8 protein-coding genes are annotated in these 8,075 nt (G+C 43.1%); 2 read left to right on the top strand and 6 right to left on the bottom strand.

Translation table 11 applies throughout. The features are described 5' to 3' along the window. Positions 1-47: 47 nt before the first annotated feature. Positions 48-1,439, bottom strand: coding sequence for a Cof-type HAD-IIB family hydrolase (locus ADH52_RS09015; RefSeq protein WP_049487902.1), 1,392 nt, complete (start codon positions 1,437-1,439; stop codon positions 48-50). 65 nt (positions 1,440-1,504) lie between these two features. Here ADH52_RS09015 and ADH52_RS09010 point away from each other — a divergent pair, with 65 nt between their 5' ends. Further along, on the top strand, positions 1,505-2,467 hold the full coding sequence (locus tag ADH52_RS09010) for an asparaginase (protein WP_049510987.1): 963 nt from the start codon (positions 1,505-1,507) through the stop codon (positions 2,465-2,467). Positions 2,468-2,520: 53 nt separating this feature from the next. On the opposite strand, the gene ccpA is transcribed toward ADH52_RS09010, so the two are convergent. After that, a complete protein-coding gene (ccpA, locus tag ADH52_RS09005) occupies positions 2,521-3,531 on the bottom strand; it encodes a catabolite control protein A (protein WP_001090628.1) in 1,011 nt (336 codons plus the stop codon). A 237-nt stretch (positions 3,532-3,768) separates the two neighbouring features. Between ccpA and ADH52_RS09000 the strand changes: the two genes are divergently transcribed. Further along, entirely contained in the window at positions 3,769-4,086 is a 318-nt protein-coding gene (locus tag ADH52_RS09000) for a DUF960 domain-containing protein (protein ID WP_000886035.1), read from the top strand. 45 nt (positions 4,087-4,131) lie between these two features. On the opposite strand, the gene folK is transcribed toward ADH52_RS09000, so the two are convergent. The 4 genes from folK to folP form a co-directional block, all read right to left on the bottom strand. Beyond that, positions 4,132-4,944 (bottom strand): 2-amino-4-hydroxy-6-hydroxymethyldihydropteridine diphosphokinase, encoded by an 813-nt coding sequence (gene folK / locus ADH52_RS08995; protein WP_049510985.1) that lies wholly within the window; start codon positions 4,942-4,944, stop codon positions 4,132-4,134. 183 nt (positions 4,945-5,127) lie between these two features. Next, positions 5,128-5,682 (bottom strand): GTP cyclohydrolase I FolE, encoded by a 555-nt coding sequence (folE, locus tag ADH52_RS08990; RefSeq protein ID WP_000380917.1) that lies wholly within the window; start codon positions 5,680-5,682, stop codon positions 5,128-5,130. Further along, positions 5,663-6,985 (bottom strand): bifunctional folylpolyglutamate synthase/dihydrofolate synthase, encoded by a 1,323-nt coding sequence (locus ADH52_RS08985; protein ID WP_049510984.1) that lies wholly within the window; start codon positions 6,983-6,985, stop codon positions 5,663-5,665. The genes folE and ADH52_RS08985 overlap by 20 nt, the downstream gene beginning before the upstream one ends. A gap of 1 nt (position 6,986) precedes the next feature. After that, positions 6,987-7,967, bottom strand: a complete 981-nt coding sequence (gene folP / locus ADH52_RS08980) for a dihydropteroate synthase (RefSeq protein WP_049510983.1) — start codon at positions 7,965-7,967, stop codon at positions 6,987-6,989. Between the last annotated feature and the right edge of the window lie 108 nt (positions 7,968-8,075).

Genomic DNA, 8,075 nt, shown 5'->3' with positions numbered 1-8,075 from the left:
TACTCAAGTACAGCCTGCGGCTAGTTTCCTAGTTTGCTCTTTGATTTTCATTGAGTATTATTTCTCTCTTTATGGCGTTCATAAGCCTTGAGCTGGCGCTGCAGTTCCTTTTTAATCGCAGGTTCTGGAGCATATTTTTCTTCCCAATCATCTGGTTTTAAGATTTTGTGGGTCACTGGATCAAAATGAGCCTTGCCATCTGGGAAAATTTTCCCCATATTGGCCTGATGAACAATATCAAAAATACGTTCTGGATCCACCCCCATCAAAACAAAACTACCATAGGTAAAATAAAGCGTGTCAATCAGGGCATCTACCTGCCCTATCAAATCTTGCTGAGCAGGCGTCTTCTTAGCTACTTTATCTGCTGCCTTATCAAGAGCTTGATGAAGTTGCGATAGTGCTTGACCAAAGTCCTCTTCAGAGGGACTGGCTGCTCGAACAAACTCCACCAATTCTTCTATTTTAAAGCCAGCCCTGTGGGTTGCACCTTCTAAATCCCAAGCTCGTGGTTCTTCTTGGGTCCGTTCATCCATCATGTGGTGGAAGGTCTTGACCTTATTGAAATGATAGTCACGGCTGACAAAGACTTTTTCTGAGGCCAGAACACCAAAATGTTCCAAGGCCTTGTGGATTCCGTCTTGCTGATTGCTAGTGGTGATGTGCTTGGCCACTTCCTTGACACTGCTACTACCATTTCCCATAGCGACCGACATACCGACACCCGCCAGCATTTCTAGGTCGTTATCTGAGTCACCAAAGGCCATGACTTGGTTGAGATCAAAACCATATTCTTTCCCGACTCGTCGAATGCCTTCCAATTTAGAGTTTCCTTGATTGATGACATCTGCTGCAAAAGGATTGCTACGTGTCAATTTCAAATCTTCAAAATCAGCCGCCGCCTTCTCAGATTCTTCTGGCGTCATCAGCATCAAAACTTGGTAAATGGGCTGATTCATTAGATCAAGTAGGTCTTCTTCCTTTTGGGGAACAACCTTGCTGACCATACGATTAAAGGAATGACTCACTGTCCGAGTTAAAACCGAGGGAACGAAGCGACTGATTCGTTGGGAAAAAGAACCCAAACCAAAGGACATGATTTTAGAACCCAACATGGCATCCTTGGTCCCTAGGGCAATCTCCTTACCCTCTTTTTTAGCATACGTAATAAGCTGGCGCAAATGTAACTTGGAAATAGGACTCGTGAACAAGACTCTGTCTTTAGTAAAGATATACTGGCCATTATAGGTTACTGCGAAATCTAGATCTAAATCGTCCATCAATTCCTTAACAAAAAAAGGTCCTCGACCCGTTGCTACACCAACAAGCACCCCTTGTTCTTTGACAATCTTAATCGCGTCCTTAGTGGATTTCAAAACACTCTTGCGATCGTTAACCAAGGTTCCATCGATATCAAAAAAAACAGCTTTGACTTCCATCCTATCCCAATCTCCCCTTTTGTGATACAATGATTATACCACATTTCAGAAAGAGTGAGTAAATCATGCCTAAGAAAATCCTTGTTTTACATACAGGCGGAACTATTTCCATGCAGGCCGATGCTTCTGGCGCTGTTGTAACTAGTTCAGATAATCCCATGAACCATGTGTCCAATCCTCTTGAAGGAATCCAAGTCCACGCCCTAGACTTTTTTAACCTGCCAAGCCCCCATATCAAACCCAAGCATATGCTGGCCCTCTACCAAAAAATTAAAGAGGAAGCTGATAACTACGATGGAGTGGTGATCACACACGGGACCGATACTTTAGAGGAAACAGCCTATTTCCTTGATACCATGGAAGTTCCCCATATGCCTATCGTTCTAACAGGTGCCATGCGTAGCTCTAACGAACTCGGCAGCGACGGTGTTTATAACTATCTGAGTGCTTTACGGGTGGCTAGCGATGACAGGGCTGCGGACAAAGGGGTTTTGGTTGTTATGAACGATGAAATCCATGCTGCCAAGTATGTTACCAAAACGCATACGACCAACGTCGGCACCTTCCAGACCCCAACACATGGGCCACTTGGTCTGATTACGAAGCGGGAAATCCTCTACTTCAAAACAGCTGAGCCCCGTGTTCGCTTTGACCTTGATCACATACAAGGATTAGTCCCTATCATCTCTGCTTATGCTGGTATGACAGATGAGCTGATTGATATGCTGGATTTAGACCAATTGAACGGTTTGATTATCCAAGCCTTCGGAGCTGGTAATATTCCCAAAGAAACTGCTCAAAAATTAGAAATGCTTCTACAAAAAGGAATCCCAGTCGCTCTAGTATCACGATGCTTTAACGGTATTGCAGAACCTGTTTATGCCTACCAGGGTGGGGGCGTGCAGTTGCAAAAATCTGGTGTCTTCTTTGTTAAAGAACTCAACGCCCAAAAAGCCCGTTTGAAACTCCTCATTGCCCTCAATGTCGGACTAACAGGACAGGCTTTGAAAGACTATATGGAAGGCTAAACCTCTTCTCTAGAAAGCAAAATCAGGAAATCTTCTCGATTCCCTGATTTTTTCTATTTCCGTTTTCGTGTCGAACGACGTTCTGTCAAACCATGAGGTAAGAGAACTTCACGTTCTTCCAACTCTTCTTTGTGCATAATCTTAGTCAACATACGCATACTAATAGCACCAAGGTCATAAAGAGGTTGGGCGATAGTTGTCAAGTTTGGACGGGTAAAGCGTGAGACTTGCGAATCATCACTAGTAATGATTTCAAACTCTTCTGGTACTGACACACCCTTATCAGCAAGGCCGTTCAAGACACCCGCTGCCAACTCATCACCTGTTACAACTGCTGCAGTTGCGTTTGATGAAATCAAGCGTTCTGCCAAGGCATAACCATCTTCATAAGTGTATTTAGATTCAAATACCAATCCTTCGCTATAAGAAATACCTGCTTTTTTCAAGGCTTCCTTGTAGCCAACCAAACGAACCTTACCATTGATATCATCCACTAGTGGACCGCTAACGAAAGCAATGCGCTCATTTTCTTTAGCAAGGTAGGTTACTGCATCAATCGTTGCTTGTTTGTAGTCAATATTGACACTTGGAAGCTGATGTTCTACATCCACAGTTCCTGCAAGAACAACTGGTGTTCGAGAACGAGAAAACTCTGAACGAATTTTTTCAGTCAAGTGGTACCCCATAAAGATGATACCATCCACTTGCTTAGAAAATAGTGTATTGACAACTGAAACTTCCTTGTCATCGTCCTCATCACTATTAGCAAGGACAATATTGTACTTGTACATTTCAGCGATATCATCAATCCCTTTAGCAAGCGTTGAGAAATAACCATTGGTGATATTGGGGATCACGACACCGACAGTGGTTGTCTTTTTACTTGCAAGACCACGCGCCACAGCATTTGGACGGTAATCCAAACGATCAATCACCTCGAGTACTTTTTTACGGGTATTCTCTTTTACATTCTTGTTGCCATTGACTACACGGCTAACTGTCGCCATTGAAACTCCTGCTTCACGGGCAACATCATAAATCGTTACTGTATCGTCTGTATTCATTCCATTTCCTTTCTATATCATACCTCACGAGACTCCAAAAAAAGAGACGGTATGAAAATTTCGTTTTCATGATTCTACTTATTCCATTTTATCACTATTTGTAAACACTTTCAAGCGTTTTTTGAAGATTATTTGAAAAAATTTCATAGGAAGCTATGTTTATGAAGAAAAAATCGCCTTTTCTTGATTTTTAATCCTATTTGCTGTATGATAAGGGAAAAGAAAGGGGGAAGAAATATGGCTTTTACCAATACCCATATGCGGTCAGCTAGTTTTGGCATTGTTACCAGCTTGCCTGATGATGTTATTGACTCTTTTTGGTACATCATCGACCACTTCTTAAAAAATGTCTTTGAATTGGAGGAGGAACTCGAGTTTCAATTGCTTAATAACCAAGGAAAAATTACCTTCCACTTTTCAAGTCAACATCTCCCTACAGCCATTGATTTTGACTTTAACCACCCTTTCGACCCTCTTTATCCCCCGAGAGTCCTGGTTTTAGATATGGACGGTAGAGAAACTATCCTCCTCCCAGAAGAAAATGACCTATTTTAAAAACTCTAGCCTTCAGTTACAAGCGACTGAAAACTAGAGTTTTTTCTATTGTTTCAAAGCATTATACAAGTTGCGGATCGGTTGCTTTAATGTCGGATGGATAAAATGAGGCGCAATTTCCTGTAAGGACTCAAGGACAAAAAGGCGTTCCGCTATATAAGGATGAGGCAAGATGAGGTCGTCTGTATAAAGAATCTGGTCCTCTACAAAGAGCAAGTCCAAATCAATCAAACGAGGCCCCCAATGCACTTCTCTAACCCGTCCCATCTCTGACTCAATGGCTAACAAGGTTTCTAACAAGACTGGTGCTGGTAGCCAGGTTTCCACCTCAACCACTTGATTAGCAAAGCTATCCTGCTCCACTCCACCCCAAGGCTCCGTTGCTAAGACACTGGACTCTTTGAGAATATGGATGCCACGATTTCGCATTTTCTCAATGGCTTGTTTCAAGTTTGCTTGTTTATCTCCCATATTGCTTCCTAGGGCGATAAAAGCCCGTTGCTTGCGACGATGAATGGTTACCGAGCAAGTATCTAGTGGCAAATGCACTGGCGCCCAAGGTTTTTTCAGTTCCAGCTTCATTTCTTGGACAAGAGGATAAGCCTCAAAAGTACGTTCTACTAGTTTGTAGGCTACCGTTTCAATCAAGTCCTCAGTTGTTTCCTGAAACCAAGCCGTCCACTGCTGACACAGTTCTCCATAATGGACAGAAGCCGTTAAATCCAAATCTGTCGCCGCCTTGGTCATATCATAGGATAGGATTGCGGAAATAACAAACTTCTGCCCCAATTCTTTCTCACTAGGAAAAAGACCATGATAGGCAAAAATTTCCAAATCCTTAATCTGTAGTTGATCCATAATGATTCCTTTCTAGAAAAATCCGCCCAAAGCGGATTTTTTTTATACTCAATGAAAATCAAAATGCAAACTAGGAAGCTAGCCACAGGCTGCTCAAAACACTGTTTTGAGGTTGCAGATGGAAGCTGACGTGGTTTGAATTTGATTTTCGAAGAGTATTATAGTCCCATTATTCGAAGAGTATTATAGTCCCATTAAACGATAAGCCTGGTCTCGGAGGTCCTTATCTGTTTCAAATAGACCACGAGCTACTGTCGTCAAGGTTGCTGTGCCTGGTTTTCTGACACCTCGCATGCTCATACACATATGTTCCGCCTCAATGACAACAAAGGCTCCTTTAGCACCTAGATACTCCATCAAGGCATCGGCCACTTCGATATTCAAACGTTCTTGAATTTGTGGTTTTTTCGAATAAACTTCAACCGTACGGGCTAGCTTAGACAAACCTGCCACACGACCATCTGGAATGTAGGCAATATGTGCTCTCCCATAAAATGGTAGAAAGTGGTGTTCACACATAGTGTGGAAAAAGATATCTTTTTCTACCACCATATTATCGTCAATAATTTCAAAGGATTTTGACAAATGTTCCTCCGCTGTTTGACCAAGACCTGAAAAAATCTCTTGGTACATACGGGCCACACGAGCAGGCGTTTCCTGCAAGCCCTCACGGTTAGCGTCCTCTCCGACAGCCTCGATAATCATTTTTACAGCTGCTTCAATCTTTTGTGTATCCATTTTCGTTCTTCCTCTCCATCAGATAGGCTCTCACTTGGCTCAAGAAATACAAGGAACCTGTGACAATCCTAACTGTTTGTTTCTCTTCTCTTTTATCTGTCAATTTCTGCTCTAGAAAATCCTGCCAATCTTGGTAGCTGAGATTTCTAGACTTAGCTGCCTCTTTCAGCACGCTTTCATCAGTCGCCCGACTATCGTCAAAATGTGTCAGGGTAAGCTCGGTATTCGGCATGGTCCCCAGCAAATCCAACATATCCTCCAAGGCCTTGGTTTTGATGCAAGTAAAGAGGATTTCCTTACGATAATCCGCAAAGCGTTCTTGCAAGGTTGCTACTAAAGCTTTTATGGCATGAGGATTGTGGGCTCCATCCAAAATCATCAAGGGATCTCTTGACACGATTTCCAAACGCCCTGGCCAACTTGTTTCTTCCAAAGCTTGAGCAAGCAAGTGATTGCTTGCTAGTTCTCTACCATCTTCTTTACAAAAAGTATCAAGTAAAGCTATGGCCATCCCAGCATTCTCTATCTGGTGCAAACCAAGCAGGCCAGTCTGGAAGCAACCTTGTCTGACAACACTTGTATAGTCAAAGACTTCGCCTGTAACCACACTCTTTTGATGGCTGACCTGATAATCTGTCCCGTAGGCAAATCTCGGCGCATCTTTCCCTTCCGCAATGCGGTCAATAACAGCCAAGGCTTCTGGAGCAATGCGACCTGTCACCGAGGGAATGCCTTGCTTAATAATACCAGCCTTCTGCTCTGCTATGGCTTCCAAGGTGTCACCAAGTAGGGCCACATGATCCAATCCAATAGTCGTAATTCCTGTCAAAATGGGCTGGCAGACATTGGTACTATCCAAGAGTCCACCCATGCCCACTTCCATGATAGCCACATCTACTTGCTCTGAAGCAAAGTAGTCATAGGCTATAGCTGTAATTATCTCAAACTCGGTTGTGCCCTGTAAATTAGCGGTCGCTTCTCCCTCCAGCAAAGACTGATAGTCTGCCATGAAGGTTTCGAGTCTAGCCTCTGGGATAGATTCCCCATTGATGCTAATCTGATCTGTGTAATGAATGAGATAGGGCGAGCTAAACACGCCAACTCTCAGCCCTAGCTTTTCTAGCATATTTTTCAAAAAAGCAATGGTCGAACCCTTACCATTGGTTCCTCCAATATGGATGACCTTGAGTTTGAGATGGGGATTGCCACGCAAAGCTAACAGTTCCACCATTCGTTCCAAGCCAAAATGCGGTTGGTCCGACCGATAGTGGGCAATCCATTGATTGTTTTCAATTTCTTTCATCTTATTTATATTGTTTTAAATCTAAATCTTCCGCTTCATCAGCCAGACGAATGGCGGAGGCAATTTCAACTGCCATCCTGTGACTAACTACATCATGCACGCGCACCACTTCCACACCCTGTCTCGCAGCGATACTGGTTACATGAGCCGAAGCCGTATCTCGATTGCGGAAACCAAGTTCTGTCTCAGGATTGACTTCAAAACCATTTTCTTCAAGAATATTGATGACAAACCGCTTGCGCGACACTCCGAGAAAGATTGGATAGCCTTTCTGATGTAGTTTATCCAGATCCCGTAAAAGAAGCAGATTTTCTTTCTTGGTCAGACCAAAGCCAATTCCTGAATCCAGCAGGATGTTTTCTTGAGCAATCCCAGCTTCCTCTGCTCTCGCTAGTGCTCTGTCAAAGAACGTCTCCATCAACTCTTCGATTGGCAATTTTTCGAAGTCAGCTAATTCTTCCTCTGTAAAAGCTTGACCAAATCCAAAATGAGGGAATATGAGCGAGCTAGGATGATGAGGTCGAGCCATAACTGGATTAAACATGATGACCACTTTCGCTCTAGCCTCAGCAACCACATGGGCCATTTTTTCATCACCCATGAGGCCAGTGATATCATTGACTAGATTAGCACCAGCAGCTAAAGCAGCCTCTGCTACCTGACTCTTCCAAGTATCAATAGAGATGAGGACATCACTTTCCTTGCGAATCGCTTTAATCACTGGAACAACACGCTGGATTTCCTCTTCTATCTCAACATAGCTACTTCCCGGCCGAGGCCGAGTCGATTCTCCGCCGATATCGATCATACTAGCCCCTTCTGCTATCAATTTACGAGCCTGCTGGAGTGCCTGCTCAAGAGCAAAAAATTGACCACCGTCCGAAAAGGAGTCTGGGGTTACATTAATAATTCCGCAAATAGATGTCTTTGAATGATTGGCTTTACTTGACATATCGGTCACTCCCTCAAGGTTTTTCATCATATTATTTCTCTATTTTACCATAAAAAGAAAAAGATGGACACGATTTGAACTGCACCCCAAAAGTTAGACAGAAAAAATCTAACTTTTGGGGTGTTTTTATTATGAAAT

Origin of the sequence: Streptococcus pseudopneumoniae, from assembly GCF_001072665.1 — a bacterium.
GTDB lineage: Bacteria > Bacillota > Bacilli > Lactobacillales > Streptococcaceae > Streptococcus > Streptococcus pseudopneumoniae_S.
This window is presented reverse-complemented; position numbering and strand designations above follow the sequence as displayed.

Excerpts from the sequence above, each read along its gene's own strand:
- ADH52_RS09000 (WP_000886035.1), top strand. The coding sequence starts at position 3,769 with ATGGCTTTTACCAATACCCATATGCGGTCAGCTAGTTTTGGCATTGTT.
- folP (WP_049510983.1), bottom strand. The coding sequence starts at position 7,967 with ATGATGAAAAACCTTGAGGGAGTGACCGATATGTCAAGTAAAGCCAAT.
- folK (WP_049510985.1), bottom strand. The coding sequence starts at position 4,944 with ATGGATCAACTACAGATTAAGGATTTGGAAATTTTTGCCTATCATGGT.
- ccpA (WP_001090628.1), bottom strand. The coding sequence starts at position 3,531 with ATGAATACAGACGATACAGTAACGATTTATGATGTTGCCCGTGAAGCA.
- ADH52_RS08985 (WP_049510984.1), bottom strand. The coding sequence starts at position 6,985 with ATGAAAGAAATTGAAAACAATCAATGGATTGCCCACTATCGGTCGGAC.
- ADH52_RS09015 (WP_049487902.1), bottom strand. The coding sequence starts at position 1,439 with ATGGAAGTCAAAGCTGTTTTTTTTGATATCGATGGAACCTTGGTTAAC.
- ADH52_RS09010 (WP_049510987.1), top strand. The coding sequence starts at position 1,505 with ATGCCTAAGAAAATCCTTGTTTTACATACAGGCGGAACTATTTCCATG.
- folE (WP_000380917.1), bottom strand. The coding sequence starts at position 5,682 with ATGGATACACAAAAGATTGAAGCAGCTGTAAAAATGATTATCGAGGCT.